The following is a 26668-nucleotide window of genomic DNA, read 5'->3' as shown; positions in this document are numbered from 1 at the left end:
GCCGGCTCACCGGGGATCGCCAACCTCGGCCCAGTAGAGGCGGTCCTGCTCCGCCTTCAACTCTTCGAGTGTCACAGGGATCGGATCGAGATCGACATTGTACATCGGCAACGGCCAATGCCGGTACAACGCGTCGACATGATTCTGTGTGGCAGATTCGTTTGGCAGACCCTCCGCAATCAACCGCGCCAAGAGTTCCTGCGTCAGGCGCTCCGCATCCTGCAACGTCTCCGTCTCCTGAAACTCAAGCTGCCCCCAGACCTCAGACGCGGCCTTAAGCCCCGCGAGCGCGAACATGCCGCATACCGCCATCGCGTCGATAACCCGCACGACAGCGGGCATGTGCGCTGGGAAGCCGGTTGGCTGGACGACGGGCGCATTCCAGACCGGCGTGCCATCCTCGTAGGCCTCGACGTCGGCGTAGAGTTTGCTCTCGCGTCGATAGAGGGTGGAGTTCGGCACGATGAATTCGCCCATGTTGCCCTCGAGATCATGGACTTTGCGCAACGGCTCGACCGATTTCCGAAGATCCGCGACATTGGAGAACCACCACTCCGCGAGCTGGGCGACGATCAGCCGCTCGTGGTGGCCGTAGAACCAGCGGAGCAATTTGTTGAGCTTGCCGGCGATCCGCTTCTCGGGACAGCGCACGGCATCGAGCAGGATGAGTATCTTCGCCGCTTCTTCTTTGGCGAATCCCTCAAGCACCTCCGCCTCCCGCGGTTTCTCTCGCAGCTCCGCGGAGGCCGACCAGAACCCCATCGAGCTGGCGTGGATGATCGGAAGCCCTTCGGCGATGAACGAAAGCCGATCAGCCGCCGACATCTGGCAAATGCGGCTAGCCTGTCTCTGTCCTACCTGCAGCTTCTTCGTCATCGTCCCGATCTTCGTCATCTTCCGGAAGGGGGTCCGGGAACTCCCCGGCGAGGAGCTTCTCCTTGCTGAGGAGGCCGGCGTCCTCGAGCATTTCCATGTCGGGCAAATCGCGCAACGTGTTGAATCCGAAGTGCGACAGGAAGCCGTTGGTGGTGACATAGGTGTAGGGCGCGCCGGGCTGGGGCGCGCGCGGGCCGGAGGCGATGAATCCGAGACCGCGCAGGTGGCCGATCAGGTCGCGGCTGACCTCCTTTCCGAAGAACTGGCCGAGCTCGCCGCGGGTGATCGGCTGGTAATAGGCGATGCACATCAGGATCAGGCTCTCGGCTTGCGAGAGCGGGCGGACCTGGTCGCCCAGCCCGGTCGCGGTCCGGATCGCCGTGGCGAACACCTTGCGGGTGCGGTGCTGCCAGCCGCCGGCGACGGCGACGAGCTCATAGGGACGCCCGCGCAACTCATCGCGGATGTCGTCGATGATCAGGTCGATGTTGCATTCGCGACCGACGACGCGAGAGAGAGCCTCGCGCGTCACCGGCTCGGGCGACGCGAAGATCACGGCCTCGACCCGACCCATCCATTCGCGCCAGCGCATCTCCGCCGGCAGGTCGGCCAGCTCAGTGTCGAGACCTTCCTTGGCTCGTGCGCGCCGGCCCATCGTCAGAGCCCGTAGAGTCGGAAGGTCGGACGACCGGTGAGCTCGCGCACCGCGCCGAGCGAGACCAGGCGCTCGAACAGGCGTCGGCTGGAGCGGTCGCTCGCCGATTTGCCCTGCTCGGCGGGCTGGGCATCCTCGCTCATCAGTACGGAGACGGTGAGGTCGGCGTCCCGGCCGCGCAGCGTCGGCGCGACCGCGAGCAGATGTGCCGCCCGGCGGGCGAGATCGTTGTAGAGGTCGATCGCCGTGACGGCCGCCGTCGCATAGGCCGTGCAGAGCGCGCTCATGAACACGGTCTCGCCCTCGAGATGCTGCGGCGCCTTGCGCAGCGCACCGCGTGACAGATGCGCCGCGAGCAGCGGCACCGGCGCCGGCCAGCGGAGCTGGTGGGCGAGGACCGCGTCGGCGAGCCACAGCGGCAGCAGCCCCTCGTCCGGAAGGACACGTCCGCTCGCCGCGATGATCTCCGCCGCGGCGAGCACCGGCATGGCGTGCGCCCGCTTGGTGTGGCGGCCGGCGAGCTCGACGATCTCGATCGGCAGCGAGTTGAGGGCATGGCCGAGCGAGGGCGCCACGGCCCAGATCCACTCCTTCTCGTCACTCGTCGCCCGTTCGCCGAGCCGGCGCCAGGCGTCGAGAATGCGGCCGCCCGGACCCGGGTCGTCGCCCGGCTTGCGCAAGTACCAGTGGTCGCGCAGCGTCGCCTCGTCCTCGGTGCGCCCGCCCTGGCGCGCGAGCGCCGCCGCACAGGAGAGCGCGAGGCGCTGCCGCCACAAGAGGCCCAGCTTGTGCTCATCGCGGGCGATCGGATGCAGCGCCGCCAGCGCTGCGCCGGCGTAAAACACGGCTTCCGTGACGGTGTCGGGCGGAGCACGCCGCCGCAGCCAGGATGGCGCCGGCGCGAACGTCGGCGGGGGCTCGGGGAGGATTCGCGCGCGTGGGGCCATGTCGGAGCATGATACAGCGCGGCGCTTATGGCAACGGATTTCGTATCAAACCGCCGCGCATGTCGACAAATAACTACGTCCGATAATCTTGCATTATCGGACGTTTCCTACATTATAGCGAAATGAGCCCTGACGCCCCGCGCGACCCCGCATTCGACACCCAGGACGGCCCTGCGCCGCCGGAGAGCCCGGCGGCGGATGTCGGTTCGTCGACCGGAGAGACGCCGGCCGAGGCGCCGGGCGGCCTCCCCTCCCCTGTTCCGGGCGCCACCACGGGCCTGCCGCGGCATCTCGAGCCGCTCGCCGACCGGGCGCGCGACTACATCAAGGCGTCCAGCGCCGAGAACACCCGCCGCGCCTATGGGGCGGACTGGCGGCATTACACGGCCTGGTGCCGGCGGCAGGCCCTCGACCCCCTCCCCCCGGACGTCCAGACCCTCGGGCTCTACATCACCGCCTGCGCCGCCGGGAAGGCCGGGCCGAAGCCTGACGCGGTCTTGACGATCGAGCGGCGGCTGTCGGCGCTGAGCTGGCACTTCCGCCAGCGCGGCCTCGCCTTCGACCGCCAGGACCGCCATGTCGCGACCGTTCTGGCGGGCATCCGCCGCACCCACGGCCGCCCGCCCGTCAAGAAGGAGGCCGTCCTGCCAGAGGACGTGATCGCCATGCTCGAGACGTTCGATCGCGGCAGCCTGCGCGGCCTGCGCGACCGCGCCATGCTGCTGGTCGGCTTCGCCGGCGGACTGCGCCGCTCCGAGGTGGTCGGCCTCGATGTCGGGCCGGAGCAGACCGAAGACGGCAGCGGCTGGATCGAGATCCTCAAGGACGGCATGGTCGTCACCCTGCGCGGCAAGACCGGCTGGCGCGAGGTCGAGATCGGCCGCGGCTCCTCCGACGCCACCTGCCCCGTCGTCGCCCTGCAGACCTGGCTGAAGCTGGCCCGGATCGGTCACGGACCGTTGTTCCGCCGGGTCCGCGAGGGCGGAAAAGACGTCGGGCCGGACCGGCTGACCGACAAGCAGGTGGCGCGGCTGGTCAAGGCCGCCGCCCTCGCCGCCGGCGTGCGCGCCGATCTGCCCGAAGGCGACCGGAAGGGGAAGTTCGCGGGTCATTCCCTGCGCGCCGGCCTCGCCTCCTCTGCCGAGGTCGACGAACGCTACGTCCAGAAGCAGCTCGGCCACGCCACGGCGGAGCAGACCCGCGGCTATCAGCGTCGCCGCGACCGATTCCGGGTCAATCTGACGAAGGCTGCCGGCCTGTGACATTTCTCCCCTCCCCGCCCTTGGACCAAAACTTCTCCGCCGACGAACTGGCGATCGTGCGCCGCGCCTATGCCCGCCAGATGCTGGCGCTGCTCGGCGTCGAGGATGGTCGCATCGAGGCAGCGTTCGCCGCCGTCCCACGCGAAAGATTCCTCGGCGACCCGCCCTGGACGATCCTTTCGCCATTTGGCGGGTATCGATCGCTTGCCTCGGCCGATCCGGTCGTCACCTATCAGGATATCCTGTTCGCACTCGACCCGGCACGCGGCGTGAACAACGGCAGCCCGTCGTTGCATGCCAAGCTGTTTCAGGCTCTGGCTGTCAAAGCAGGCGACCGCATCGTCCATGTCGGCGCCGGCACCGGCTACTACAGCGCGATTTTGAGCGAGCTCGTTGGTCCGACAGGTCAGGTCACGGCGATCGAGTTCGATGCGACGCTGGCCGATCAGGCGGCTCGCGCCCTTGCGGATCGTCCGAACGTCACGGTGATTTGCGGCGACGGCGCGGCTTGGCCTCAGGCGCCCGCGAACGGCGTCTACGTCAATTTTGGCGTGATCCGCCCGGCCGATCGCTGGATCGAAAATCTCGCGCCAGGGGGACGACTGGTGTTCTGGCTCGGAGGTCCTGGCCCTCAACGAGAGGGCATGGGAGGCCGCCACAGCAACGGTGGCGCGGCATTGGCTGTCGAGCGACAGCCAAAAGGGTATGCGGTTCACCCCGTCAGTACGGCGCATTTTGTCTGTGCCGAAGGCGATCTCGCCGTCGGCGACGAAGCCGAAGCGGAGGCCCTGGCCAAGGCGTTTTCCGATGGCGGTCTCGACAAGGTGCGAAGCCTGATCTGGAAACGCCCTGCCGTGCCCGATCGATGCTGGTTCGCCGGTGCCGACTGGGCGCTCAGCACCGACGAAATCGCAGACTAAGCGTCGCCGCCCGGGAGCGCGCCGAGGCGTCCCGCAGAAGAATTCGCTGGCCATTCCCTGCATGCCGGCCTCTGACGCTGGCATCAATTCATCCTCCATTTCCGGCAGAACCCAGCGAACACACGCTCGATGTTCGGGGCCGTCAGGTCGATGCTTTTCTCCGTCGCCCAGCGCCTGAACGCATTGGCGACGCTATCGACGTCCGGAGTCGGTTTTGGCGCATGCTCGCGAACAATCGCCGCCCACGGTCCGTAACTAATCGAGCCGTGCGCCGGGAAGGTCTCCGTGACGATCGCTGCCGGTGCATGTGCCGCGCTTTCTGGTTCGCCGGCCTTTGCGAGGGCGAACAACGAGCGGCTGAGATGCAGTTCGCCGTCCCTTCCCCGCTGGACGAGCCGCCGCAAATAGGCGCCCGGTTTGGCCACGGCGCCGGTGTTCGAACGTTGAACCGTGATCGCGAGCGCTGAAGCGGCAAGATCAGGCCCGAGGATCGCCTGAGCCTCCTGCAAGACCTGCGGGTTGATGCCAGCGGCGGCGCAGAGCACGTGGCCGGAGGCCCGGAATTCCCGCCAATTGGCGAAGGCGTCTGGCGCATAGTCGCAAACAGCCGGACAGGCGGCCTGCACCAGCGGCAGCGAGATCATCTGGGCGTCGTCTTTAAGCATGTCGGCCGCCGATCTCGACGGTTGCAGGGACGTGGCGACTTCGTCAGACTTCTTTTCGGTTGAAAGGCCGAAGGCCGCTAAGGGATTGAGTTGTCGCGCGTTAGCGCGACTCGATTCATTCTTACTAGATTCAGAATGTGAAGGTTCGGCTGTAGTTTGTACGGGCCGAAATTTCGATACCGTGGCGTTGAAATTTCTATCCTCAAATCCTTTGCCATAGAGGCCCTCGACCTCTTCCCGCAGCACGTCCAGCGCCTCGACTTGCGTCCGCAGGTCGTCGAGATCAACCGCGCGGTGCTCCCGCAGAACATCGAGCCGGGCCTGGAGCGGGCCCCACGGTCCGGCAAGGCGCTGCTCGACGGCGCTGATGATCAGCGACTGGATCTCCTTGCGCAGGACCGTGCGCCGATACGACAGGCGCCGCCGTTCGCGAGCCTCATAGTCCGCGGCCTCCGCCAGGTCGTGCAGCTCTGCGAACCGTGTCGCGATCGGCGACAGGTCGATGCCATAGGCCTCCACGATGTTGCCCTCGGCGTCACGGCGGCCGCGGCGCTGATAAGTCGGATGGTCGCTGTAGGAGACCAGGCCCGCCTCCACGAGGCCTTTCAGGTGGTGCTTCATGGTGGAGACGCTGAGGCCCAGGCTCCGCGCGAGTCGGGCATTGGACGGCCAGATGATGGGCGGCTGGCCGGGCGTGCGCCAGTCAGCCGGCTTCGACGCCCCGAAGAGCTGGTCGATCAGCGCGAGTTTGGCGGCTTTCAGTCCCATCGCGGCCGCCGCGCGCTTGGCGACCTGAAGCGCGGCCGTGCGCGTCACGGCGGGCACCTTTCCCTCCCGGTAGGTGCGCGCAAATTTTTCCGCGCTAAGGGTCTCCGGCGAGGATCTGCGGAGGCCGGCTGCATGCGCGTTCATGACAACCTCCCCTGCTCTTGCCAGCGGAGGTCGTCGCGACGATCGGATGTCGCATCGATCGTTTGGGCACACTTCATCGTTCGCCGTCCATCGGACGTCGTTAGAGAGTTCGAAACCATGTCCTTGCCTCGCTAAGGCAAAGAAAATCCGCTCGCCGGAACGGCGATTAGTCCCGAAGGACTCTTGACGGCGATTCGTGGAAGTGCGATTCTCTTAGTTGCCAAACTTTGAGAAGGGGCTTCCGGGACGCCGTTTCGGGGGCCTTTTCTTTTGCCTGGTGTTATGGGTTGACGTGATTGACCGGCGCTGACGCGGAACGCGCATGCTGGTCAGGTCTTGTCGTCTGTGCGGCCCTCCTCTTTCTGATTAGCGAATTCGCGATAAAGCTCGTCCAAGCGGTCCTCGAGAAAGGCCGCAAACTCTGGAACGTGCTTTTCCTCGAACAAGATTGTTGTGCGGCCGTTGGCGCGCTCGATGCGCGCGGCCTTCTTGCCATTCGGGTTGTGCCAAACGCTGACGGTGCCGCGCCGTCGCGCAGGCGCAGCGCGCAAAGCCTCGAACACCATCGCAAAGCGCGCATCGCTGTCGGCGTCTTGGAATTCCGGTCGCTCGAGCACCTGCCCCGCGGCGACCTGCGCCGCCGGCTTCTCCAGCCTCTCGGCCAGCGCCGCCCAGCGCGGACGGCCGGCCTTGGGCGCTGGACCGATCGCCTCGATGAGCGTCACGGGGATCATCCGTGCGATGCTGATGTAGCGGCTGAGATCTGCCTTATCGGTCGATAGCGCGGCCATGATGGTTGAGCGGTCGTGACCGGCATCTTCGAGACGGCGGGCGTAAAGCGCTTTTTCGATCCAGGACAGGTCCGCGCGCGGACCGTTCTCAAGGCCCTGCGCTATGACGAGCTCCTCATCGGTCAACTCAAGCACCAGCGCCTTGACCTTGGCGCCGAGGTTGGCTGCACCTCGCAGGCGTCGGCGTCCGTAGGCGATCTGATAGCGGCCAGCCGTCGTCGGGTGTGGCCGCACGAGAATTGGCACTTTCTGGCCGTGGGCGCGCATGCTTTCGACCAAAGCGTCAAACTTCGGGTCTTTGGGCGTCGGAAGGCGATCGGCGATGGCCGATCCATCGACGAGGCCAGGTTCGATTTCGATGACCGTGGTTCCGGCCTTGATCAGGTCGCGGAGCTCGTTCGCTGCTTTTGCGTCGTCGGCCATGACGCTGAGGACCGAGCTGACCGCGGAGACGGCACCGGAGCGGACCGGCTCGTGCCCAGCCCGGCGCGCCGGCGCATCAGCGCGGTTGGGAGCTCCCAACTTGCTCGTGAAGAGGTTGTTGAGGACGTCCTTTCGGCTCATAGCGCCCTCCGTGCGGCTGGCATCGTCACGCTCGATTGGCGGCATGGAACGGTCCGTTGGGAGCTCCCAACCGAGGCGTCGCGCGTGGCGAGACGCCCGCTCAGGCGAGGGCCGGTTAACCATTCCGTCTTGCCACGGCGCGGCCTCGGGAAGTGCGCCGCGGTGGCAAGTTGGGAGCTCCCAACTGAGGCCGCGGCAAGCCCCCTCGACACAGCGCGCAGCGCCACGCGCCGTGATCGCACGCCGGCTGTCCGCTGTCCCTGGCGCGATTGTCGGCTGCCGCATCGACCCGTTCGCGCGATGAGTTGGGAGCTCCCAACCAGAGCGCGGCGGAGGCTCCGAATCGAACGACAGTGGCGAAATAACCTCAACATTTCGCGCGCCCCCAAGCCGTTCGGATCAGCCCTTCGACCTCCCCATTGACGGCGTCGAGCGCCTCGATCGCACGATCATACGTTGACCGCGTCATGCTCTCACGGCCGATCTCGTAGAGTGTCTGCTTCGAAAGTCCGGCGTCCGATATCGCGGTCGATTTGAGCATCGGGTTGGTGAGCACATGGTCGCCGAACAGGTTCCGGAGCAACGCCGCGACCTTGGTCTGCGGCCCGTCCTGCGGCTCAAATCGAGTCAGCAAATAACGCATGAAGTCATACTTGAGGACGGCACCGCTTTTCTTGAGCTCTGTCAGGAGCGCCTCGGTCATCAGCAGAAACTGGCTCATCGAGGCGACATCGAGCATCTGCGGATGGACGGTGATCAGCATGCCTGTGGCGGCGCACAGGCCGGTCAAGGTCAGAAAGCCGAGCTGCGGCGGGCAGTCCATCACCACCACATCGTAGCGATCAGCGACCTCATCGAACGCGCGTGCCACGCGCGAAAAGAACAGCCGCCCTTCCGTTCTGTCCTCGGCGGTGAGGGCGAGGGGGGTCGTGTGCTCGAACTCCATCAGTTCGAGGTTGCCCGGCACCAGGTCCACGCCTTCGAAGTAGGTTGGCAGAATCACGTCGCTGAGGGGCCGGCGATCCGCGTCGTATCTGATCGCCGCATAAAGCGTCTCGTTCTTCGCGACGTCGGCTTCCGGCAGTACGCCGAACAGCGCGGACATGCTTGCCTGGGGATCGAGATCGACCGCGAGCGTGCGATATCCGTGCAGTCCGAGGTATTGGGCGAGGTGCGCGGCCGTTGTCGTTTTACCGGAGCCGCCCTTGAAGTTCGCGACCGCGATGACTTGAAGGTGGTCACGATCGGAGCGACGGGGCACGAAGGCCGTGGCGTCCTTGCCGCGCATCGTCTCTGCGAGGCGCTGCCGGACTTCATTGATTTGTCCGAGCGTATAGAGACGCCGCCCGTTGCTCGCCGTCTCCGGGGTCGGGCCTTCGCCGGCCAGGCTCATCTTTCGGAGCGTCGAATCGGATATGCCGATCAGGCGACCTGCTTCGCCTGACGTGAAGCGCCGTAGGGTTTTCTTCGATGTCGGCGGGAACAGCGCATCGCTCATCGCCTGGATCTGCGAACTGAGCAAACTTGCATGCTCGCCGATGGTCTGGTCGACGGTCGGCGTTTCAGATTCAGATCGGCTTGGCGCGTTGAGCACGGGCAGAACCTTCGTCACGGAAAAATCGCCGTTTCGGCCATTCTTCCGTGAAGCTACCCGTGAAACCGATTCTGGCAAGAACTTATTGGTTAACGAGATCCTAACGTCCTCGCGCTCGGTATGCTGGAAATTCTTCGCAAGTCATCTTTTGCGTTGATGTGGAAATAGTTTAGCGCGTTCACGTCGCGTCGGCCGCGCTGCCAAAGGCCCTGTCGGAATCGACGGGTTCGCAACGCCGCTTCCGACGATTGAACACGCCGCTTCGTCGGCACCCAGCGTTCACTCCCGCGACTCAGCTCACCGCCGCCTGTCGGATTCGACGGTCTGACACGCCGAAACCCGCGTGTTCGTCTCGCTGTCTGCAACCAAAACGGCGGGAGGCGAGATGCGGGCGATTGCGGTGAGGCCAGAAGACCGGGGGACGTTCGGCGATCAGATCGCCGACATGCACCGCCTGAGGGCGAGGGTGTTCGGCGGACGGCTGGGTTGGGACGTCGAGATCGAGGACGGGGTGGAGACCGATGGTTTCGATCGACTGAACCCGGTCTACATCCTCGCGGTCGCCGAGCGGGGGCCGGTGCTGGGGTGCGCCCGGCTCCTGCCGGCGACCGGGCCGACCATGCTGGCCGACGCCTTCCCGCAGCTCCTGGCCGGCGGGCGGCTCGAAGCCCATCCCCGGATGATCGAAAGCTCGCGCTTCTGTGTCGACACCGGCGCCGTCGAGGCAGTGACGGCGCGCGGCCTGCACCGCGCCACGCTGACGTTGTTCGCGGCGATCATCGAATGGTCGATGGGGGCGGGCTACCGGGAGATCGTTACCGCGACCGATGTGCGGTTTGAGCGGCTGCTGAACCGGGCGCGCTGGCCGATGCGGCGCCTCGGCGAGCCCCGTGTGATCGGCGAGACGCTGAGCGTCGCCGGCGCACTGCCGGCCGATGATGCCAGCTTCGCGACCGTGCGACCGCCGGGCTACCGATCCGACCTTGGCGGCCTCCGCCGGTCGGCGGCGTAGAGGGAGGCGTTCCGTGCAACTGCGCTCCCATCCGCGCCTCGTCCGTAAGCTGCAGGAGGCGCTGGGCGACACGATCTGCACGGCGCTCGACGATCCGAACGTCGTCGAAGTGATGTGCAATCCTGATGGCCACCTGTTCGTCGAGCGGCTGGGGCAGGGGATCGCCCGCGTCGGCCAGATGAGCAACGCCGCGGCCGAGATCATCATCGGCAGTGTCGCGCATGCCCTCAACTCTGAGGTCGACGACGAACGTCCGATCGTGTCCGGCGAGCTGCCGATCGGCGCTCACCGCTTCGAAGGACTGTTGCCTCCGGTCGTGTCCGGACCGGCCTTTGCGATCCGCCGGCGCGCCTCGCAAGTGATCCCGCTCGCCGCTTATGTGCGCGACCGGATCATGACGGAGCCGCAGGCGCGCATGATCCGCAACGCCGTGACGTCACGGATGAACATTGTCATCTCCGGCGGCACCGGCTCCGGCAAGACGACGCTCACCAACGCGGTCATCGCTGAGATGGTCGCCTCCGCGCCCGACCATCGCATCGTCATCCTCGAGGACACGGCCGAGCTGCAATGCGTCGCCGACAATGCGGTCGCCCTGCATACGACCGACACCATCGACATGGGCCGCCTGTTGAAGTCGACGATGCGGCTGCGACCGGATCGCATCGTCGTCGGCGAGGTCCGCGATGGTGCCGCGCTCACCCTTCTGAAAGCGTGGAACACCGGCCACCCGGGCGGCATCACCACGATCCACGCGAATTCAGCGCAATCGGCGCTCACGCGCCTCGAGCAGCTCACGGCGGAAGCGAGCCAACAACCGATGCAGGCGGTCATCGGCGAAGCTGTCGACCTCATCGTCTCGATCGAGAAGACCGCGCGCGGCCGCGTCGTGCGCGACATTCTTCATGTCGAGGGCTTCGCGCGCGGCGAATATCGAATCCAATCATGCCGGGAGGAGGAGCAACGTGTCGCTTGAACGTCGCCTTGGGCTTGGTCTCGTCGCATGCGCTGCGTTGGTCATTGCTGCGCAACCCGCATTGGCGGGCGGGGGAGGGGGCCTGCCGTGGGAAGGTCCGCTGCAACAGATCCAGCAATCGATCACGGGCCCGGTCGCGGGCTTCATTGCGTTGGCGGCCGTCGCGGTCGCCGGCGGCATGCTGATCTTCGGCGGTGAGCTGAACGATTTCGCGCGGCGGCTCATGTACGTCGTGCTGGTCGCCGGCATCCTGCTCGGCGCAACACAGATTGTCGGCTTGTTCGGCGCATCCGGCGCATCGATCGGCACCGTCGAGGCCAGCGAGCAGGAGGAGCTGCCGCATGGCTGAGGTGTTCTCTAATCTTCATCACTCAAGAATCCATCGCGCGCTGTCACGTCCGAGTCTCTTGCTCGGCGCCGACCGCGAACTGGTGCTGATGACTGGGCTTGCCGCCGTCATTCTGATTTTCGTCGTGCTGACCTGGTTCTCGGTCTTGCTGGGACTTCTCGTGTGGAGCGGCATCGTCGGCATCCTGCGCATGATGGCGAAGGCCGACCCGATGATGCGGCACGTCTATCTGCGGCACATCCGCTACCAGCCGCAGTATCGGCCGACGTCAACGCCCTGGCGCAAGTATTGAGGTCGGCGATGGTGGCGTTGCGCGACTTTCGACATACCGGCCCGTCCTTCGCGGACCTGCTGCCATATGCCGGCCTGGTCGCGCCAGGTGTCGTCCTGCTCAAGGACGGCTCGCTCATGGCGGGCTGGTACTTCGCGGGACCTGACAGCGAAAGCTCGACCGATGTGGAGCGCAACGAGGTCTCGCGGCTGATCAACGCGGTGCTCGCGCGTCTCGGCTCGGGATGGATGATTCAGGTCGAAGCCGTGCGCGTGCCGGCGCTGGCCTATCCCGCGCGCGAGGATTGCCACTTTCCCGATCCGGTGACGCGGGCGATCGACAATGAGCGCCGCCGGCGCTTCGAAGCCAACGCCGGGCACTTCGAGAGCGAGCATGCGCTGATCCTGACCTATCGGCCGTCCGAACGGCGCAAGTCGGGCTTGTCGCGCTATGTCTATTCCGATGACGAAAGCCGCTCGACGTCCTTCGCCGATAAGACGCTCGAGACCTTCCTGACGTCGATCCGCGAGGTCGAGCAGTATCTCGGCAACGTGCTGTCGATCCGGCGCATGCAGACGCAGGAGGTCGAGGACGAGGGCAGCGTGCGCCGCGCGCGCTATGACGAGCTGTTTCAGTTTGTGCGCTTCTGCATTACCGGCGAGAACCATCCGATCCGGCTTCCCGAGATTCCGATGTATCTCGATTTCGTGGTGACTGCCGAATTCCACCACGGCCTGTCGCCGATGGTCGACGATCGCTATCTCGCCGTCATCGGCATCGATGGGTTTCCGGCGGAGAGCTGGCCGGGCATCCTCAACGCGCTCGACCTCATGCCGCTGACTTACCGCTGGTCGAGCCGCTTCATGTTTCTGGACGACCAGGAGGCGCGCACGCGGCTCGAGCGCACGCGCAAGAAGTGGCAGCAAAAGGTGCGGCCATTCTTCGATCAGCTCTTTCAGACACAAAGCCGATCGATCGATCAGGACGCCGTCTTGATGGTCGCTGAAACCGAGGACGCGATCGGCCAGGCATCGTCCGGCCTTGTGGCTTATGGATATTACACGCCGGTCGTCGTCATCTTCGACAGCGAGGCGCGGCGCCTGCGCGAGAAGGCCGAGGCGGTACGACGCCTCATCCAGGCGGAGGGCTTCGGCGCGCGCATCGAGACCTTGAACGCGACGGAAGCCTTCCTCGGCTCGCTGCCGGGCAATTGGTACGCCAACATCCGCGAGCCGCTCATCAGCACGCGCAACCTCGCGGACTTGATCCCGCTCAACGCCGTCTGGTCCGGCAGCCCAACCGCGCCCTGTCCGTTCTATCCGCCGGGCGCACCGCCGCTGATGCAGGTCGCCTCCGGCTCGACCCCTTTCCGGCTGAACCTCCATGTCGACGATGTCGGTCATACGCTGGTGTTCGGTCCGACAGGGTCGGGCAAGTCGACCCTTCTCGCGCTGATCGCCGCGCAGTTTCGGCGCTATGCGGGCGCACAGCTCTTCTGCTTCGACAAGGGCCGGTCGATGTTTCCGCTGACGGTCGCGGCCGGCGGCGATCACTACGATGTCGGGGCAGGGGAGGGGCTATCGTTTTGTCCCCTCGCCGAGCTCGAGGACGATACGGATCGCGCTTGGGCGTCAGAGTGGATCGAAACGCTGGTGGCGCTGCAAGGTGTGAAGGTCACGCCGGATCATCGCAATGCAATTTCACGGCAGATCGCATTGATGGCGAATGCGCGCGGCCGCTCGCTATCGGATTTCGTGTCGGGCGTTCAGCTTCGCGAGATCAAGGACGCGCTGCATTCCTACACGGTTGATGGACCGATGGGTCATCTGCTCGACGCCGAGCAGGACGGCCTGTTGATGTCGGAGTTTCAGACTTTCGAGATCGAGCAGCTCATGAACATGGGCGAGCGCAATCTCGTGCCGGTCCTGCTTTATCTCTTCCGCCGCATCGAGAAGCGCCTGACCGGCGCGCCGAGCCTCATTATCCTCGATGAGGCATGGCTGATGCTCGGGCATCCGACATTCCGCGACAAGATCAGGGAGTGGCTGAAAGTCTTGCGCAAGGCGAATTGCGCGGTCGTGCTGGCCACGCAATCGATCTCCGACGCTGAGCGCTCGGGCATCATCGACGTCCTCAAGGAATCCTGCCCGACGAAGATCTGCTTGCCCAACGGCGGGGCGCGCGAGACCGGCACGCGCGAGTTCTACGAACGAATTGGGTTCAACGAACGGCAGGTGGAAATCGTCGCGACCGCGATCCCCAAGCGCGAATACTACGTCGTCTCGCCAGTCGGCCGCCGTCTCTTCGACATGGCCCTCGGGGCGATCACGCTCGCGTTCGTGGGGGCGACCGGAAAGGACGATCTCGCACGGATCGGTGAACTTCGTCAGGCGCATGGGCCCGACTGGCCGGTGCGCTGGCTGCAAGCAAGGGGAGTGGTCGATGCCGACACGCACTTGTCAGCGTAGCCCCGCAATCATCGCGGTATTGTCTTGCGTCATCGCGGCGACGCCCGCTGCGGCCGGTGGCGGCGGCGCGATCGGAGGCGGCGCAACCGAATGGACGCAGCTCCTCAACAATTCCGAGTTGATCGCGGTGGTCGGCAAATCGACCGAGCAGATCAACAATCAGATCACGCAAATCACGCAGCTTGCGCAACAGATTCAGAACCAGCTCAAGATCTACGAGAATATGCTGCAGAACACCGCGCAGCTTCCGCAGCATATTTGGGGGCAGGTCGAGCAAGACCTGAACCAGTTGCGCAACCTCGTTGGCCAGGGGCAGGGCATCGCCTTCTCGATGGGCAATGCCGATGACGTCCTGAAGCAGCGATTCAAGAGCTACGCCGACTTTAAGACCAACCTGCCGACGGGTTCGACCTTCTCGTCGACCTGGCAGGGCTGGTCGACAACGAACCGCGACACCATCGGCGCAAGCCTGAAGGCGGCAGGCCTGACGTCCGATCAGTTCACTTCGGAGGAAGCGACGATGGGACAGCTTCGCGGCATGTCGCAGAGCGCCGATGGCCAGATGAAGGCGCTCCAGGTGGGGCATCAGATCGCCGCCCAGCAAGTCGCCCAGATGCAGAAGCTGCGCGGCCTGTTCTCGCAACAGGTGACGATGATGGGGACCTGGTTTCAATCGCAGCAGGCCAAGGACGATCTCGCGCAGGCCCGGCGCGATCAGTTTTTCACATCGACCGCGCCGTCGACCTCCGGCGGCCAGACGATGGAGCCGCGCTGGTGAGACCGCTTCACATCGTTGTCATTGTCGCGATCGTCGTGCTCGCCGGCGGCGGCGTCTGGTTTGGCCTCGGTCCATCGTCGAGCCAGAAGCCGTCCCGGTTCTTTGAGACCAAGCCGGACTACGACACGAGCGGCGGACAGCCGATGCGTCCACGCTGGAAGGAGTAGGACGCGATCATGCCGACACCGAATCGCCTCCTGCTGACGATCGCCGCACTGCTTCTGGTCGCGTCGCCGGCGCTGGCGCAAGACGGGAGCTTGCTGACGAATCTGGAAAACGAGGTGGTCACGGCCGCGAAGGGATGGGAAACCACGATCCTGCAGGCAGCGCGTTCGCTGTTCTGGATTCTTGCCGGCATCGAGATCGGCATCGCGGCAGTTTGGCTTGGGCTGCAGGCAGCCTCGCTCGATACTTGGTTTAGCGAGCTCGTGCGACGCATTCTGTTCATCGGCCTGTTCGCTTTCATCCTCGAGCAGGGACCGGCGTTCGCCAAGGCCGTGGTCGACAGCCTGTTTCAGATCGGTGCCGGCGGCGGGGGCGCATCGCCCGCCAACGTGTTCAATGCCGGCCTGAAGGTCGCTTCGGCGCTGTCGTCGAAGGCACAGTTCGGATTGTTTCAGGACAATGCGCTGGCGATCGCGGCGGTGTTCGCCATGATTGTCGTCGTCGTCGCCTTCGCGCTGGTCGCGGCGATCTTCGTGGCGGTGATGGTGGAGATGTATGTCGGCCTGCTTGCCGGCATGATCATGCTCGGACTTGGCGGATCGTCGTTCACCAAGGATTTTGCGGTCCGCTATCTCATCTATGCGTTTTCTGTCGGCATGAAGCTGATGGCGCTGGTGATGATCGCACGCATCGGCTCAGAGGTTCTGGTCAACCTCGCGAATTCGCCGTCGACCGGCGACCAGTTCCTGTCGACGCTCGCGATCGCCGGCATCTCCGTCGTGGTGTTCATGATCGCGATGTACGTGCCGAACATCATTCAAGGCGTGGTGCAGGGCGCGTCGGTTTCGAGTGGCATGGAGGCGATACGAGCCGGCAGCCAGGCGGCCGCATTCGCCGCAGGCGCGGGCTCGATGGCGGCCGGCGCCGCATCGCTTGGCGCAGGCGCGGCCCGGATGGGAGCGGCGAGCTATTCCGACGCGCGTACAGGCGGCGCCTCGTTCGGGGCGGCAGCGCTCAGGGGCATGAGCGACGCGATCGGCGCAGCCGGCGGCGCGCTGTCGTCCGCGGCGCGCGACAAAGCAATCGGCGTTCCGGGGACGTGGGGTGCGTCGACGCTGGGGCTTGCCAACGCGAAGCTCGATGAACGCAGAAACAGGTCGCAATCGGGGCAACGCAACAACAATGCCGATGAACGCCAATAGGGGCGGCGAGGGTGGGGGATGGCGAGGCAGACGACACCGGAGAATCCATATCTCGCGGCACGGCAGGAATGGAATGAGCGCTACGGCTCCTATGTGAAGGCCGCGGCCGCTTGGCGCATCGTCGGCATCACCGGGATGGCGTTGGCGGTGATCGCGACGTCTTACGCGCTCTATCAGAGCACGCAGGTCAAGCTCGTCCCGTACATCATAGAAGTGGACAAGCTCGGCAGCGCTGTCACCGCGGGCTTTCCGCAGCAGATCGAATATGCCGACGCGCGCGTCGTGCGGGCGACGCTGGCGGGCTTCGTCAGCAATTTCAGGTCGGTCTCACCCGACACCGCGGTCCAGAAGCAATATATCGACCGGACTTATGCGCTGCTGCGCACCGCAGATCCTGCGACCGAGAAGGTCAACGCCTGGTTTCGTGCGAACTCGCCCTTCAACAAGGCGCGGACGGCGACCGTCTCCATCGAGGTCAGCAACGTCGTCGCGCTCTCAAACCAGAGCTACCAGATCGACTGGGCCGAGATCGAGCGCGATCGTCGCGGCAAGGAGCTCTCGACGCGCCGCTTTCGCGGTGTCGCGACCGTGGTGCTGACGCCGCCCCAGGACGAGCAGACCATCCGTCTCAATCCCATTGGTCTTTACCTGCGCGACTTCGACTGGACGGCGCAATTGTGAAAAGGCTGCGGAGTAAACAGTCATGACATCGAGCCGATCCGGACTGCCCCTCATCGCCATCGCGTTTGCGGCTGCATTTACAACTGTCATGATCGATCATGCCGTCGCGCAGCGGCTGAACCGGAATGAGGCGAAGGGCACGCATCTGTCGGGACGCTGGCGGGCCGCGCCAGGCCTGGTGACGCACGGGCCGGACGGCAAAGTGATCTTTCTCTATGGCGAGATCCAGCCGTCCATCGTGTGTTCGCCATTGCAGGTGTGCGATATCGAGCTTCAGCCGGGAGAGGTTGTGCGGGACGTCCTCGTCGGTGACACCGTGAGGTGGAAGGTCGAGCCGGCGACGTCGGGCGCACCGGGCGGGCAGGCGATTCACCTGATCGTCAAGCCGTCAGAACCCGGCCTCGTGACCTCGATGGTCGTCACCACGTCGCGGCGCACTTATCACCTCCAGCTCAAATCGCACGCGACGCAATACATGGCGCGGGTCGCTTTCGAATATCCTGAGGGCGTTGGTGCGCGGATGGCGGACATCAACGCGCGCCTCGAGGCGAGCACGATCCCCGGCGCCGACGTCCCGGCCGAGCAACTCAACTTCGCCTACTACGTGAGCGGCAATGCGAGCTGGCGGCCGACGCGCGTCTACTCTGACGGGCAGAAGACCTACATCCAGTTTCCGTCATCGCTTGCCGGCGCGGACGCGCCCGTGCTCTTCGCGATCTCGGGCGGCGAGAACCGCATCGTCAACTATCGCATGAAAGGCTCGATGATGATCGTCGACTTTCATATCGATGAAGCGGTGCTCGTCTCCGGCGTCGGATGGTGGACTCAGGAGAAAATTACGATCCGGCGGGGAGGATGACATGATCACGCGTCGAGTCTTCCCCGTTGGTCTGTTCGCGCTGCTGCTCGGAGCGTGCAGCACGCTCGGCCGACCAGGCCTTGTCGCCAGCTCGTCGCGTGTCGAGCTGTCGCCGGCGGCTGCAAGCGCGATTGCCGGCGATATGGTCAGCCGCCTCGCCGAGCATGTCGGCCCGGCGACCGGGACCATCATCCTGAAATCCGACGGCTCGCCGTTTGGCCAAGCGCTCGAGGCGGCGCTGCGCGGGTGGGGCTACGCGGTCGCGACCGATCAGCGAACCGATCGGAAGGCGATCGCTCTTGCGTATGTCGTCGACAATCTCGATGGCACGATCCTCGCGCGACTGTCGACGCAGCAACTCGATCTCGGCCGCGCCTATACGGTGACGGCCTCGGGCGCGAAGCCGACGAGTCCCGTGTCGGTAATGCAACGCGGTTAGCGGAGGACGGTGATGGCGCAGTCGCTTGATCTCAATGCCGGCGGACCCGCGCCGAAGATCCGTCGTCTTAACCGCCTGCCGGTCATCGCTGCGATCGTGTTTGTCGTGTTGTTCTTTGGCGTGATCCTCTATGGGCTCACGACGCGCGGATTGTATTTCCGCGGCGATCGCGGTTCCGACGGTTCGCCATCGAGTCCCGCCTCGACCTACGCCGATGCGATGAAGCGCAATGTGCCAGACGGCATCATCGAGGACCCGACGCCGGCGCAAGTCTTCCAGCCCGCGCCTCCGCCGGCGCCCGAGCGACCGGCGGCGAACCCGTTCACCCCCGCTCCGCAGCCGGTGCGCGAGGGGCCGGCGGTCGAATCCGAGGAGGCCTGGCGCGCCCGCATCGAGCGCGAGCAGCGTGAGCAGTATCTGCGCGAGCAACACCGACAGCGCATGGCGCGCATTCAGGCGCACAGTACCGCTTATGATTCACCGCTTGGCGTGAACCTCGCCAAGTTGCAGACCGCGACGCCCGCCGGGGCACAACAACAGCAACAACGGCCGGGAGCCGCGAGCCTGCTTGGCAATGGGGGCGCGGCCGATCTTTACGCGGCCGCGCTCCGCGCCGGTTTGACCGGGCAGCCCATCGACCCGAACGGGCAGACATCGAAAGAGAGCTTCTTCAACAGCGACCTCACCAAGCTCGGCTATCTGCCCAACTCCGTGGTGCCGCAACGATCGCCGTTCGAACTCAAGCGCGGCTCGGTCATTCCGGCGACTCTTATCACCGGCATCAATGCCGACCTTCCCGGGCGCATCACAGCGCAGGTGTCTCAAAACGTGTACGATAGCGCGACCGGCCATCGCCTGCTCATCCCACAGGGGACGCGACTGCTCGGGCGCTACGACAGCAAGGTCTCCTTCGGCCAGTCGCGCGTGCTCGTCGTGTGGACCGACATCATCCTGCCGAACGGCTCGACCTTGCAGATCAGCGGCATGGCCGGCACGGATGCGCAGGGCTATGGCGGCTTCAGCGACAAGGTCGACCGCAAACTGCTGCAGACCTTCGGCTCTGCGATCCTGATCGCCTTGATCGGCGCCGGCACGGAGATGGCGATCCCGCGCGATCGTAATTCGTTCGGAATGCAGAACACCGCCGAATATGCGGCCCGGCGATCGTTTGCAGAAACTTTCGGACGCATGGCCGAGCGCACGATCTCGCGCAACATGGACGTACAGCCGACTTTGGAAATCCGCCCTGGATACAAGTTCAATGTCCTTGTCGACCAGGACATGGTGTTTCCGGGGGACTATCGCCGATAGACATGATGCAAATCTCTTAACTGTTATGCTGCAGTACATGCGAAACGGCCGGCGATTCTGGCTCCGGTGCTCGGTACGGCCCTTCGCTATGACATCGCCGCTCGGTGGACGGCGAGCAACTACTTAGAACGAGGTTGCCGCCATCGCCGCCACAGCCGCCGCCATGATGGCCGTCGCGCACCAGCCCAGCGCTTTAAGTCGCCCCCTCACTGTGAATTCACCCATGATTTTCGTCTGAGCTGACATCAGCATCATCATGACCATTACCGGGACCGCTACCACGCCGTTGATCACCGCGGTCCAGTACAGTGCCTTGATCGGATTGATCGGCGTGAAATTAAGTGTCATGCCAACCAGCGTCGCAACAGTGATCGTTATGTAGAACGCTTTGGCTTCAAGGGGCTGACGCGCCAGACCGACTGGCCACTTTCGCGCTTCGCCAACCGCATAGGCCGCCGAGCCAGCCAGCACCGGTATCGCGAGCAAACCCGTCCCAATCACACCGAGAGCAAAGACCAATTCGGCCAGGGGGCCGGCGATCGGGCGGAGCGCCTCGGCAGCCTGCGCCGACGTCTCGACATCCTTGACACCTGCGACGTTCAGCGTTGCTGCGGTCGTGATCATGATCGCGAGGGCAATGAAGTTGGAGATGCCCATGCCGGCGATCGTATCAAGCTCGATCCTAGCAAGCGCCGCCGGTGCTTGCTGTGGTGCGCGCGTGAGCGGCCGTCGCTTCGGCAGCTCGCGGACGTCTTCCGCTTCCTGAGAAGCCTGCCAGAAGAACAGGTACGGGCTGATGGTGGTTCCGAAGACCGCAACCAGCGTGGTCAGATACTCTTCGCTCCACGTAATGTCCGGTACCACAAGCCGGTATAGCGCTTCGCCCCAGGACACTTGGACCATGAACATCGTCGCGACGTAGACCAGCAGGATCAAAGCCAGCCACTTCAAAACGGCGACGTAGCGCGTGTATTGCATGAAGATTTGCAGCGCGGTGGAGATCACAGCGAACAGAAGAACGTATACAATTTGGGGCCCACCAATGATCAGGCGCGTGGCATCCGCCATGGCGCCAAGATCCGCGCCGATATTGATGGAATTTGCGATCAGCAGCGGAATGACGATGCTCAGAAGGACGTAACTCGGGTAGTGTTGACGGAGGAGCCCTGCGATACCGCGGCCGGTAGTTCTGCCCATCCTGGCGCTAATCATCTGAACAGCGGTCATCAGGGGGAACGTCAAAAGAAGCGTCCAAGATAAACCGTAACCGAACTGAGCGCCCGCTTGGCTATAGGTCGCGATGCCGCTGGGGTCGTCGTCCGAAGCTCCTGTAATGAGGCCAGGCCCAAGAACTTTCAGCAGGCGTGGTTTGCTAGTCCCGACAACCGGACTCTGGTGCTCTGTTTCAGGGTCTAAAGTCTCCGGCGCTTCGCTCAAGCGGTATTCCTGACCGTCGGTGATACTTTCGCAGCGCCGCTCATCGCTCGCGCCTCAGGTACATAACCAATAGCAAAACCCCGAGCACGCAAAGCACCGGGCCTATGAAATTCACAGCGATGCTGTCCGGGAAAATTCGCTTGAGCACGAGGACCAAGTTCGTCGCGGCCAGTGGGACAGCGATTAGGCCGCCGACCAGAAATGCAGTTCTCGATCTTCTGGAACTCATCAGTTGATGTCGGGCGCGCCGAGAAAACCGTGGAGGGCGAGTCCGCCCTCCACGGTGGGGTTGAAAAGGGCTATCGCTTGTCCGATCCGCCCTTGTCGCGATGGCCATGCTGATCGACGTCACCCGGCTTGTGGCCCGGATGGTCGTGATGCTGGCCAGGGACTTCCTTCTGGCCTGCCTTATCGCGATGGCCGTGCTGATCGACGTCGCCCGGTTTGTGGCCCGGATGATCGTGATGCTGACCGGGTTTTTCCTGGGGCATGTGGCTACTCCCTTGAACCAAAAGCACGCACCTTTCGTGCAATACCTCGTTCGGCCATCGAGGCCTTTCGGTCCTTGCTTGTCACCGAGAAAGGAGCTTACATCCTCAAGTCACTTGAGGAGCAAGGCTGAATCTGATGAAGGACGAGCTGTCCATCGGCAGGGTTGCGGAGATGGTGCGGATGAACGTGCCGACGATCAGGTACTATGAGGAGATCGGCCTCGTCCCCACCCCACCGCGAACTGAACAAAACCGACGAGTCTACAAAGAAGCGGACGTCCGGCGCCTCAAGTTCATTCGCCACGCCAAGGAACTCGGGTTCGATCTGGATTCAATCCGGCAGCTTCTGGCCCTTGCGGGTTTACCGGAGGAGCCTTGCGAAGAGGCCGATCAGATTGCGCGTGCTCATCTTGCTGATGTCGAGCACAAGATAGCACGATTGACGGCGCTGCGAAAGGAACTACGCGCAATGGTCGAAAGTAGCGATCATGGCAGGATCAGGGAATGCCGTGTTATTGAAGTCCTTTCACGGTTTGGAAATCAGTGACCGCGGCGTTCGGAAAAATAACCTCTATTACCCGGACGGGTGTGATAGCTGACGGGCTTGCACGCGCGTCAAGCGATCTCGCAATCCTTTTCGCCGTGGCAAAAGCATGCACCGGTTGAGATGGCAAAGTGAGCGGATTGCCGGCTATTGAAATTCAACACCCAATCGATTCTGCTTCGCCCAGATGATGCGGCACCGCATGCGCATGTCATCCACTGGCACGACAAGCACAAACTCTACCGGAATGCCAACGGGACTTTCGACGTCAAGCATCGCGCCAACCGAACTGACATTGCGTACGAGGCAATCAATGGCTGATGCCCCAAATTGAATTGATCCTTTCTTCAGGACACGCCGCCGCGGATTTTTACGTCGTTCCATCTGGCCGCTCTTCGGTTGGGTTTGTTGCTGAATGTGTCCGTCCCGCGCGTAGCGCCCGTTACCATCTACCACAAAATTTTTGGCTCGCGACGTGGTCGGTCAAGAAGCGGTTTCGGATTTCCAACAGCTCTGCGGTCCTTGCAGGGTCGTTAAGATAAAAGTGCCCGATCTGACCTTACCTAAAGTGATGTCGACTGACGGAGTGAAAGCTAACCGGAGCAGCTTGGAATCGACGCGCCTTCAATTCCGCGGCGAGCAAGCGTGACCCGGCGATGCGCCCGCCCCAAAGCACGCGTCAGAACTGCGTGCGCATCCGAATGCCAAAGATCGAAGCCGGGCCGCGATCGCGGTTGTAGGCAGGGTTCGTAACAAGCTGATAGTTCAAAGTCGCACGCCACGACCAGATTGGGAGGCTGTAATAGGTCTCTATAATCTTTTCCAGACCGGCGTTCGGCAGGCGCCCGTCGCCGACAAGAATACCGAGACCGCCGGCGTCAAGATATGCCTGGCGGGCACTCGAGATGCCGTTGACGACGCCGGCCAGCCCGAACGTATCGTTCGGCCTGTTCCAGGAGGAACCGGTCAGCGAAAGCCCGGCAGCGAACGTCGAGTCAATATCGGAGAATTCGTAAGCTTCCTTTGACCCATCAGCGAGGCCCGCGCGAGCGAACACACCAAGGTCAGCCGTGATTTCCTGTTCCAGGTTCACACCGATGCCAGCTCGGCTTTGGTATCGCCTGACCAGAGCGACATCAGCGGGCATTCCCGTTGCCCGCGCCAGCGTTACGGCCTCGTCCAAGCGCCCCATGCGGCCACGCGACAAAAACGCCGTGACCGCAACCTTCCCCTTCTTGCCCCAGATCTCATGCCGATGTTCGATCTCGCCGACCCATTGAAACTGAGAGAAGCTGGGATCCAATTCGGTGCTGTTGGGGACGCGGGAGAGATCGAAAATCCCGCCGCGGAATGTCCAGTCACCTTTGTACCATTCAACTGCGGCGCCATAGGTGAAGCCCCAGGCGTCGGCGGCGTAATCGAAGGTGCCGGTGTCAACGACCGACCAATTCATGAAATCCTTGCGCGGATCATGAGCATATTTGTTGGTGTCGAACACGTCGGTGACCGCAAATTTCCCAAGGGTCAGGATCAGTCGATCCGACGTCTGGCTCCCCGCGAACTGGTTGATGTCGGCGTCGATCTTTTTCGTCTCTCCTCCCAGATCGAAGGTCTGACGGAAGAACGCGCGCGGGATGCGCGCGTAGGGAACCGCCGCTCCGACCTTGTAGGCCTCGCCACTTGGAAAGCCGGCCACACCGACGGTCGAACTCAAGCCAAACCCCTGATCGATCTCGGGGTTGATCCAGACCTCTCCGCCTGACCAGGGGCGAAATCCAGCATACAGCGTCACATCCCAAGTCTGTCGGGTCTGGTTGGGGATGAGACTGTTTGTGCCGATATAGGGCGACCGAAACGGTGCTGCGTATTGTTGGAGGTAGGTAGTCTGTCCGTGCAGAGCGAACCGATCAGTTTCGAACGGTGTCAAGCCATCCTGTAGACCCCGCTGTCCCTCCTTGCCAAAGCGGTAATTGACGCCGAGGCGGGCGGTCTGAACCGCGAGGTCCGATGACAGGCGCTGCGCGGTTCCACCGAACCCAATCTCTTTCCCTCCGAAGTTTGTGGAGAGATATTCAAACCGGGCGGACCAGTTGTTCGATAGCGCGAGTTCGGCGCCCACGCCCCACACCGTTCCAAGTCGCGTGGTCTTGGTTGTGTCTTCTGGAGCATCGACCGGCCCGAGCTGCGCCTCATCATAGCTCCATGCGAGGCCGCCCGTCGCATAGAACAGCCAGGAGCCCGGCGCATATCCCACACGTGCCCGCAGCGTTCCAGATGTCAGCACGGTTTGCGTAAGCGTTTGCGAACCCTGAACGCCCGTCGTTGTGGCAATTCCGGAAACCGTATTTGGAAAGGAAATGTCGGCCTCAAGGCCGACGACCATGCGCGAAGGCAGCATGTAGTTGTATCCGCCACCCAACCCTAACGCATACGATCCCGTCCCCTTGAAAGCATCGATTGGATTGGTCAAGTCGATCGCGCCCGAGGATGGCGGCATCCCGGGCCCGACCAAGGAAAAGTTTGAATGTCCGCTCGCGTAGGCGAAATGACTGCCAACGAAAGGCCCGGTCCAATCGACAGGAGTATTTGCGCTGACCTTGCCAAGGTCAGCCGACTGCCCCTCGACGGCCGAGCTTGCCGCCAGGACCATCGCCAGAAAAGCCTTTCTCATCGCACCTACGCCCGCCCATTTGACCGGTATTCGGCACGACATTTGGGTGTTGGCAACAGCTAAGTTTTTGCAGGTGTCACGTCAGCGTCACGAAGGGTGTGAAAACTCCGACCAATGGATTTCGCGTCGGAAAAACGCATTCGAGAGCGTCCCGCGAACATCAGGCCTTCGAGTCGGAGCGATCGAGAGATGCGGCAGGACTTCGGTGCAGATGAGCCGGGGATTCCGCGCTCGTCAGCGGCTGGTAATACTGCTTAAAGCTTTCATGATTTTTCAGCGCGTCCGGGCGGTACGCGCCAACGCCCGCACACTGCCTAACCTCCGGCAAGTCAAACCGCGCCCGGACAGTCGCGTGCACCGGTGCTTTGGGATTGATCTCCCGGATTTCAAAGTCCCAGTTCTTGGCGCCGACGAGAGTCTGCAGCCACGGCCATTTTGGCAAGCTGGCAGCGTAACTATCCAGGGTGTCGCGCATGCTGGCAATCTCGCAATGCTGCACACCGTCGGCCCGAGGAAACAGGTTTAGCGCGGGGCCAGAATCCCCGGTGTTCGGCATTTTGACGCCGTCGACGTAGATCGGGCCGGTGATGAGGCCGTCGGGGACGGAAATCGCTTGTTCGCACATCCAGGAGAGCGCGATATCCGACAGCCGCGATTCCGGTTCCGGATAAGACCCGCCGATGTCGGAGTGGTTGCCCGCAAACCAAAGCTGGATAATGCGATCAAAACCAGGCGTGGCAGGGTGCGCCCCCGGTTCGGTGCCGCCCCAGCCGACCCGGGCGAAGTCCTTACGCGCTTCATCGATCGCATTCGCCGATCGCGCAAACCGAACGTGCTTGCTGAGGAGGCGGTCGAAGTTCTTTCCCGTCCATTCCGCAATGTGCGAACGAGGCGGGTCTCCCTTGTTTGGGAAATCGTAAATCGTCTTACGATTAGTCGTGCGCTGCTTATTCAAGAACCATAGGACGGCACCCAACATCGCCAGATGGGTGACGAACCACGCCGGGACGATAAATCCCCAAAGCAGGCCTGCTCCCGAGACAATGGCTGCTACTACACCGACAACCGCGGCAGGGACAAGGGAAGCTATAAACGCAGCAACCGCAACGCCGAGGGTCAAGCCCAGTTGGATCATGCGACGCCTGGGGCCGCTTGCTCCAAGTGCTGCGACGGTGTCGAACACCCCGATGAAATAGGCGGCGGCATTCGAGTTTGCTCCATCGCCAGACCCGTATTTGAGTTGAAATCGCCGCGCCAGTTCCAGTCTCTCCGCCTCAAACTGCTCGCGCGGGTGGCCTGCGCCGTGTTCGAGGACCGTATCGACCGCTTCCCAGGCGACGTCCCTCACAACCTTCCGAAAGCGTAGCAGAGGACCTGCGGGCGTCGTCGTCGGGACGCCGCACAGCATCAGCAAGTTGGCGACGCTGCGGACCGTGTAGGCTCCACGGCTGAAGCCAAACAGAAATATCCGGTCGCCGTCCTCATAGTGGTTGAGGATGAATTCGTAGCAATCAGCGATATTGCGTTTGATCCCATCGCCAGCAACAGATCCCAGCATCTTCTGGACAAATCGCAAGGGAGCGATGAAAGCGGTGGCACCGATATCGGTTCCCAAGCCGGCATCATAGAAGACGACCTGCTTGGCCGAGTCGACAGCCGTATCCGCGTGGTTACGTGAGACCCTGTACATCTTGTAGATGTTGCTGATGCGTTGCTCCGGACGGGCGCCACCGTCCTGCCCAGTACCATCAGAATAAATGACGATGTTTTTGCTCATGCCCTTGTCCCGGAACCGACTTTCGCATTCACGCTTGGAGCCTGCCGATCA

At 63.5% G+C, this 26668-nt stretch carries 26 protein-coding genes; 15 read left to right on the top strand and 11 right to left on the bottom strand.

The window, feature by feature from the left end; all coding sequences use genetic code 11:
- Positions 1–6: 6 nt before the first annotated feature.
- From ASG57_RS11800 to ASG57_RS11790, 3 genes are read right to left on the bottom strand one after another with little or no spacing between them, the layout of a single operon-like run.
- On the bottom strand, positions 7–825 hold the full coding sequence (locus tag ASG57_RS11800; RefSeq protein WP_057196317.1) for a hypothetical protein: 819 nt from the start codon (positions 823–825) through the stop codon (positions 7–9).
- A 13-nt stretch (positions 826–838) separates the two neighbouring features.
- Positions 839–1531 (bottom strand): SMC-Scp complex subunit ScpB, encoded by a 693-nt coding sequence (scpB, locus tag ASG57_RS11795; RefSeq protein ID WP_057196316.1) that lies wholly within the window; start codon positions 1529–1531, stop codon positions 839–841.
- Between the two features lie 2 nt (positions 1532–1533).
- A complete protein-coding gene (locus tag ASG57_RS11790) occupies positions 1534–2478 on the bottom strand; it encodes a DUF1403 family protein (protein ID WP_057196315.1) in 945 nt (314 codons plus the stop codon).
- A 122-nt stretch (positions 2479–2600) separates the two neighbouring features.
- Between ASG57_RS11790 and ASG57_RS11785 the strand changes: the two genes are divergently transcribed.
- Positions 2601–3740, top strand: coding sequence for a tyrosine-type recombinase/integrase (locus tag ASG57_RS11785; protein ID WP_057196314.1), 1140 nt, complete (start codon positions 2601–2603; stop codon positions 3738–3740).
- Positions 3741–3820: 80 nt separating this feature from the next.
- Positions 3821–4660: a protein-L-isoaspartate O-methyltransferase family protein gene (locus ASG57_RS11780; RefSeq protein ID WP_082528939.1), complete on the top strand. Its 840-nt coding sequence runs from the start codon at positions 3821–3823 to the stop codon at positions 4658–4660.
- A gap of 83 nt (positions 4661–4743) precedes the next feature.
- On the opposite strand, the gene repC is transcribed toward ASG57_RS11780, so the two are convergent.
- The 3 genes from repC to repA all read right to left on the bottom strand — a co-directional run bounded on the left by repC (position 4744) and on the right by repA (position 9186).
- A complete protein-coding gene (gene repC, locus ASG57_RS11775) occupies positions 4744–6237 on the bottom strand; it encodes a plasmid replication protein RepC (RefSeq protein ID WP_057196312.1) in 1494 nt (497 codons plus the stop codon).
- A 329-nt stretch (positions 6238–6566) separates the two neighbouring features.
- Entirely contained in the window at positions 6567–7592 is a 1026-nt protein-coding gene (repB, locus tag ASG57_RS11770) for a plasmid partitioning protein RepB (RefSeq protein ID WP_057196311.1), read from the bottom strand.
- Between the two features lie 367 nt (positions 7593–7959).
- On the bottom strand, positions 7960–9186 hold the full coding sequence (gene repA, locus ASG57_RS11765; protein ID WP_057196412.1) for a plasmid partitioning protein RepA: 1227 nt from the start codon (positions 9184–9186) through the stop codon (positions 7960–7962).
- A gap of 385 nt (positions 9187–9571) precedes the next feature.
- Here repA and traI point away from each other — a divergent pair, with 385 nt between their 5' ends.
- The 12 genes from traI to trbI are packed head-to-tail and all read left to right on the top strand — an operon-like array spanning position 9572 to position 19697.
- On the top strand, positions 9572–10198 hold the full coding sequence (gene traI / locus ASG57_RS11760) for an acyl-homoserine-lactone synthase (protein ID WP_057196411.1): 627 nt from the start codon (positions 9572–9574) through the stop codon (positions 10196–10198).
- 13 nt (positions 10199–10211) lie between these two features.
- Positions 10212–11174, top strand: a complete 963-nt coding sequence (gene trbB / locus ASG57_RS11755) for a P-type conjugative transfer ATPase TrbB (RefSeq protein WP_057196310.1) — start codon at positions 10212–10214, stop codon at positions 11172–11174.
- The gene (locus tag ASG57_RS11750) at positions 11164–11523 is read left to right on the top strand and encodes a TrbC/VirB2 family protein (RefSeq protein WP_057196309.1); all 360 of its coding nucleotides are present in this window, start codon (positions 11164–11166) and stop codon (positions 11521–11523) included. Before trbB ends, ASG57_RS11750 begins: the two co-directional genes overlap by 11 nt.
- On the top strand, positions 11516–11815 hold the full coding sequence (locus ASG57_RS11745; RefSeq protein ID WP_057196308.1) for a conjugal transfer protein TrbD: 300 nt from the start codon (positions 11516–11518) through the stop codon (positions 11813–11815). The genes ASG57_RS11750 and ASG57_RS11745 overlap by 8 nt, the downstream gene beginning before the upstream one ends.
- Before the next feature lie 8 nt (positions 11816–11823).
- Complete coding sequence (locus tag ASG57_RS11740) at positions 11824–14262, top strand: conjugal transfer protein TrbE (protein ID WP_057196307.1); 2439 nt, start codon at positions 11824–11826, stop codon at positions 14260–14262.
- Complete coding sequence (gene trbJ, locus ASG57_RS11735; RefSeq protein ID WP_057196306.1) at positions 14237–15040, top strand: P-type conjugative transfer protein TrbJ; 804 nt, start codon at positions 14237–14239, stop codon at positions 15038–15040. Before ASG57_RS11740 ends, trbJ begins: the two co-directional genes overlap by 26 nt.
- A complete protein-coding gene (locus ASG57_RS37670; protein ID WP_156402642.1) occupies positions 15037–15207 on the top strand; it encodes a DUF2749 domain-containing protein in 171 nt (56 codons plus the stop codon). The genes trbJ and ASG57_RS37670 overlap by 4 nt, the downstream gene beginning before the upstream one ends.
- 9 nt (positions 15208–15216) lie before the next feature.
- Entirely contained in the window at positions 15217–16407 is a 1191-nt protein-coding gene (gene trbL, locus ASG57_RS11730) for a P-type conjugative transfer protein TrbL (protein WP_057196305.1), read from the top strand.
- Positions 16408–16425: 18 nt separating this feature from the next.
- Positions 16426–17088 carry a conjugal transfer protein TrbF gene (gene trbF, locus ASG57_RS11725; RefSeq protein WP_057196304.1) on the top strand — a complete coding sequence of 221 codons (663 nt, stop codon included), beginning with the start codon at positions 16426–16428 and terminating at the stop codon, positions 17086–17088.
- Positions 17089–17110: 22 nt separating this feature from the next.
- Positions 17111–17947: a P-type conjugative transfer protein TrbG gene (trbG, locus tag ASG57_RS11720; protein WP_082528924.1), complete on the top strand. Its 837-nt coding sequence runs from the start codon at positions 17111–17113 to the stop codon at positions 17945–17947.
- Between the two features lies 1 nt (position 17948).
- Positions 17949–18386, top strand: a complete 438-nt coding sequence (trbH, locus tag ASG57_RS11715) for a conjugal transfer protein TrbH (protein WP_057196303.1) — start codon at positions 17949–17951, stop codon at positions 18384–18386.
- 12 nt (positions 18387–18398) lie between these two features.
- Complete coding sequence (gene trbI, locus ASG57_RS11710; RefSeq protein ID WP_057196302.1) at positions 18399–19697, top strand: IncP-type conjugal transfer protein TrbI; 1299 nt, start codon at positions 18399–18401, stop codon at positions 19695–19697.
- A 123-nt stretch (positions 19698–19820) separates the two neighbouring features.
- Here the strand turns inward: trbI and ASG57_RS11705 are convergent, their stop codons facing one another.
- Both ASG57_RS11705 and ASG57_RS37665 read right to left on the bottom strand, forming a co-directional pair.
- On the bottom strand, positions 19821–21134 hold the full coding sequence (locus ASG57_RS11705; RefSeq protein WP_057196301.1) for an NRAMP family divalent metal transporter: 1314 nt from the start codon (positions 21132–21134) through the stop codon (positions 19821–19823).
- A 299-nt stretch (positions 21135–21433) separates the two neighbouring features.
- The gene (locus ASG57_RS37665) at positions 21434–21625 is read right to left on the bottom strand and encodes a hypothetical protein (RefSeq protein WP_057196300.1); all 192 of its coding nucleotides are present in this window, start codon (positions 21623–21625) and stop codon (positions 21434–21436) included.
- A 136-nt stretch (positions 21626–21761) separates the two neighbouring features.
- On the opposite strand from ASG57_RS37665, the gene ASG57_RS11690 reads away from it, so the two are divergent.
- Positions 21762–22172, top strand: coding sequence for a MerR family transcriptional regulator (locus tag ASG57_RS11690; protein ID WP_057196299.1), 411 nt, complete (start codon positions 21762–21764; stop codon positions 22170–22172).
- Positions 22173–22316: 144 nt separating this feature from the next.
- Here the strand turns inward: ASG57_RS11690 and ASG57_RS36605 are convergent, their stop codons facing one another.
- The 3 genes from ASG57_RS36605 to ASG57_RS11680 all read right to left on the bottom strand — a co-directional run bounded on the left by ASG57_RS36605 (position 22317) and on the right by ASG57_RS11680 (position 26617).
- Positions 22317–22553, bottom strand: coding sequence for a PilZ domain-containing protein (locus ASG57_RS36605; RefSeq protein ID WP_082364133.1), 237 nt, complete (start codon positions 22551–22553; stop codon positions 22317–22319).
- A 295-nt stretch (positions 22554–22848) separates the two neighbouring features.
- Positions 22849–24840: a carbohydrate porin gene (locus ASG57_RS11685; RefSeq protein ID WP_057196298.1), complete on the bottom strand. Its 1992-nt coding sequence runs from the start codon at positions 24838–24840 to the stop codon at positions 22849–22851.
- 160 nt (positions 24841–25000) lie between these two features.
- Positions 25001–26617 carry a T6SS phospholipase effector Tle1-like catalytic domain-containing protein gene (locus tag ASG57_RS11680; RefSeq protein ID WP_057196297.1) on the bottom strand — a complete coding sequence of 539 codons (1617 nt, stop codon included), beginning with the start codon at positions 26615–26617 and terminating at the stop codon, positions 25001–25003.
- Between the last annotated feature and the right edge of the window lie 51 nt (positions 26618–26668).

Source organism: Bradyrhizobium sp. Leaf396 (assembly GCF_001424605.1).
GTDB lineage: Bacteria > Pseudomonadota > Alphaproteobacteria > Rhizobiales > Xanthobacteraceae > Bradyrhizobium > Bradyrhizobium japonicum_C.
Note: the sequence above shows the minus strand (reverse complement) of the source record. Positions and strands in the feature narration are given on the sequence as shown.

What these genes read in the sequence shown, in the direction of transcription:
- ASG57_RS36605 (WP_082364133.1), bottom strand. Translation starts at nt 22,553, where the DNA reads ATGGAACGACGTAAAAATCCGCGGCGGCGTGTCCTGAAGAAAGGATCA.
- ASG57_RS37665 (WP_057196300.1), bottom strand. Translation starts at nt 21,625, where the DNA reads ATGCCCCAGGAAAAACCCGGTCAGCATCACGATCATCCGGGCCACAAA.
- ASG57_RS11780 (WP_082528939.1), top strand. Translation starts at nt 3,821, where the DNA reads ATGCTGGCGCTGCTCGGCGTCGAGGATGGTCGCATCGAGGCAGCGTTC.
- repB (WP_057196311.1), bottom strand. Translation starts at nt 7,592, where the DNA reads ATGAGCCGAAAGGACGTCCTCAACAACCTCTTCACGAGCAAGTTGGGA.
- repC (WP_057196312.1), bottom strand. Translation starts at nt 6,237, where the DNA reads ATGAACGCGCATGCAGCCGGCCTCCGCAGATCCTCGCCGGAGACCCTT.
- trbH (WP_057196303.1), top strand. Translation starts at nt 17,949, where the DNA reads ATGATCACGCGTCGAGTCTTCCCCGTTGGTCTGTTCGCGCTGCTGCTC.
- trbL (WP_057196305.1), top strand. Translation starts at nt 15,217, where the DNA reads ATGCCGACACCGAATCGCCTCCTGCTGACGATCGCCGCACTGCTTCTG.
- ASG57_RS11740 (WP_057196307.1), top strand. Translation starts at nt 11,824, where the DNA reads ATGGTGGCGTTGCGCGACTTTCGACATACCGGCCCGTCCTTCGCGGAC.
- ASG57_RS11685 (WP_057196298.1), bottom strand. Translation starts at nt 24,840, where the DNA reads ATGAGAAAGGCTTTTCTGGCGATGGTCCTGGCGGCAAGCTCGGCCGTC.
- trbI (WP_057196302.1), top strand. Translation starts at nt 18,399, where the DNA reads ATGGCGCAGTCGCTTGATCTCAATGCCGGCGGACCCGCGCCGAAGATC.
- ASG57_RS11800 (WP_057196317.1), bottom strand. Translation starts at nt 825, where the DNA reads ATGTCGGCGGCTGATCGGCTTTCGTTCATCGCCGAAGGGCTTCCGATC.
- ASG57_RS11785 (WP_057196314.1), top strand. Translation starts at nt 2,601, where the DNA reads ATGAGCCCTGACGCCCCGCGCGACCCCGCATTCGACACCCAGGACGGC.
- trbG (WP_082528924.1), top strand. Translation starts at nt 17,111, where the DNA reads ATGACATCGAGCCGATCCGGACTGCCCCTCATCGCCATCGCGTTTGCG.
- scpB (WP_057196316.1), bottom strand. Translation starts at nt 1,531, where the DNA reads ATGGGCCGGCGCGCACGAGCCAAGGAAGGTCTCGACACTGAGCTGGCC.
- trbJ (WP_057196306.1), top strand. Translation starts at nt 14,237, where the DNA reads ATGCCGACACGCACTTGTCAGCGTAGCCCCGCAATCATCGCGGTATTG.
- ASG57_RS11790 (WP_057196315.1), bottom strand. Translation starts at nt 2,478, where the DNA reads ATGGCCCCACGCGCGCGAATCCTCCCCGAGCCCCCGCCGACGTTCGCG.
- ASG57_RS11745 (WP_057196308.1), top strand. Translation starts at nt 11,516, where the DNA reads ATGGCTGAGGTGTTCTCTAATCTTCATCACTCAAGAATCCATCGCGCG.
- trbF (WP_057196304.1), top strand. Translation starts at nt 16,426, where the DNA reads ATGGCGAGGCAGACGACACCGGAGAATCCATATCTCGCGGCACGGCAG.
- ASG57_RS11680 (WP_057196297.1), bottom strand. Translation starts at nt 26,617, where the DNA reads ATGAGCAAAAACATCGTCATTTATTCTGATGGTACTGGGCAGGACGGT.
- ASG57_RS11690 (WP_057196299.1), top strand. Translation starts at nt 21,762, where the DNA reads ATGAAGGACGAGCTGTCCATCGGCAGGGTTGCGGAGATGGTGCGGATG.
- traI (WP_057196411.1), top strand. Translation starts at nt 9,572, where the DNA reads ATGCGGGCGATTGCGGTGAGGCCAGAAGACCGGGGGACGTTCGGCGAT.